Origin of the sequence: Streptomyces phytophilus, assembly GCF_013870535.1 — a bacterium.
In the GTDB taxonomy this organism is placed as follows: Bacteria; Actinomycetota; Actinomycetes; order Streptomycetales; family Streptomycetaceae; genus Streptomyces; species Streptomyces phytophilus.
The window spans coordinates 1-2,061 of sequence record NZ_JACBXC010001102.1; the positions used below are offsets into that span (position 1 = coordinate 1).

A 2,061-nucleotide genomic window follows, 5' to 3' on the forward strand; every position below is an offset into this window, starting at 1 on the left:
CACCAGCGTCGTCAGCTCCTCCGCCAGCGCCCGCTGCGCGGCCCGCGCCTGCGGCCGCTCCTCGGTCTGCCGCTCCAGCTCCGCCAGCTCCGCACGGCTGCGGAAGCTGAGGATCCGCAGGTAGCGGGTGACATCGCGGTCATCGACATTCAGCCAGAACTGGTAGAAGGCGTACGGCGTCGTCAGCTCCGCGTCGAGCCAGACCGCACCGCCCTCCGTCTTGCCGAACTTCGTGCCGTCGGCCTTGGTCATCAGCGGCGTCGCCAGCGCGTGCACCACGGCCTCCGGCTCGACCCGGTGGATCAGGTCGGTGCCCGCCGTCAGGTTGCCCCACTGGTCGCTGCCGCCCGTCTGCAGCGTGCAGCCGTGCCGCCGGTACAGCTCCAGGAAGTCCAGCCCCTGGAGGATCTGGTAGCTGAACTCGGTGTAGCCGATGCCGTGCTCGGACTCCAGCCGGCGGGCCACGGCCTCCTTGGCGATCATCTTGTTCACCCGGAAGTGCCGCCCGATGTCGCGCAGGAACTCGATCGCGGACATGCCCGCGGTCCAGTCCAGGTTGTTGACCATCCGGGCGGCGTTCGGGCCCTCGAAGTCGAGCAGCGGCTCGATCTGCGCGCGGACCCGCTCGACCCAGCCGGCGACGACCTCCGGGTCGTTGAGCGTGCGCTCCGCGTCCGGCTTGGGGTCGCCGATCTGGCCCGTCGCGCCGCCGACCAGCGCCAGCGGCCGGTGCCCGGCCGCCTGCAGCCGGCGCATGGTCAGCACCTGCACCAGGTGGCCGACGTGCAGGCTGGGCGCCGTCGGGTCGAAGCCGCAATAGAACGTGACGGGACCGTCCGCGAGCGCCTTGCGCAGTGCGTCCTCGTCGGTGGACAGGGCCAGCAGCCCGCGCCACCGCAGCTCGTCGACGATGTCCGTCACGTCTCTCGCATCTCCTCGGTCTCGGTCCGGGTCTCGTACGCAGCCGCGGATACGGCTGCGTACGAGGGTAATGGCGCCTAGACGCCCTGGCTGACCGAGCTCATGTTGAAGTCGGGGATCCGCACCGGCGGCATCGCCGCCCGCGTGAACCAGTCGCCCCACTCGCGCGGCAGCGTCCGCTCCGTGGCCCCGGCCTCGGCCGCGCGCCCCAGCAGGTCGACCGGCGACTCGTTGAAGCGGAAGTTGTTCACCGCCCCGGTCACCTCGCCGTTCTCCACCAGGTACACGCCGTCCCGGGTCAGCCCGGTCAGCAGCAGCGTCGCCGGGTCGACCTCGCGGATGTACCACAGGCAGGTCAGCAGCAGCCCCGGCCCGTCGTGCCCCAGGTCCGCGACCATCTCGTCCAGCGACTTCGTGCCGCCCCCGTCGAGCACCAGGTTGTCCGCCTCGGGCGTGACGGGCAGGCCCGTGAGGTCCCCGGTGAAGCGGCCGGTCAGCAGGTGCTGCAACGTGCCCTCGCGCACCCAGTCCGTGGGCCCGACCGGCAGCCCGTTGTCGAACACCGACCAGTCGTTGCCCGAGGCGTGCGCGACGACGAACGGTGCCGACTCCAGGCCCGGTTCCGCCGGGTCGCTGCGCAGCGTCAGCGGCAGCCCGGCCAGCTTCTCGCCGACGCGGGTGCCGCCGCCGGGCTTGCTGAAGACCGTGCGGCCGTCGTGCGCGTCGCGGCCGGAGGCGGACCACAGCATGTACACCAGCAGGTCCGCCACCGCGCTCGGCGGCAGCAGCGTGTCGTACCGCCCGGCGGGCAGCTCCACCGCGCGCTCCGCCCACGCCAGCCGCTGTGCCAGCTCGGCGTCCAGCTCGGCCGGGTCGACGTCGGTGAAGTCCCGGGTCGAGCGGCCCGCCCAGGCGGACTTCGTCCGGTCCGGGGACTTGGCGTTCAGCTCCAGCGTGCCGGTCGGCTGGTCGTGGCGCAGCCGCAGCCCGGTGGAGGTGCCCAGGTAGGTGGAGGTCACCATGTGGTTCGCGAAGCCGTAGAGCTGCCGGCCGCCGGCCCGGGCGCGGGCGAAGGACTCGCCGAGCGCCGGCGCGAAGGCGGCGAACACCTCCGAGGAGGTCTCGGCGGGCGGCCCGGTG

General features: G+C 72.7%; 2 protein-coding genes. Both read right to left on the reverse strand.

Annotated features, from left to right (window positions below):
• Positions 1-921: tyrosine--tRNA ligase (gene tyrS, locus H5J30_RS29530; RefSeq protein ID WP_181790383.1), on the reverse strand; the 921-nt coding region annotated here is incomplete at its 3' end.
• Positions 922-998: 77 nt separating this feature from the next.
• Positions 999-2,061: metallopeptidase TldD-related protein (locus H5J30_RS29535; RefSeq protein ID WP_181790385.1), on the reverse strand; the 1,063-nt coding region annotated here is incomplete at its 5' end.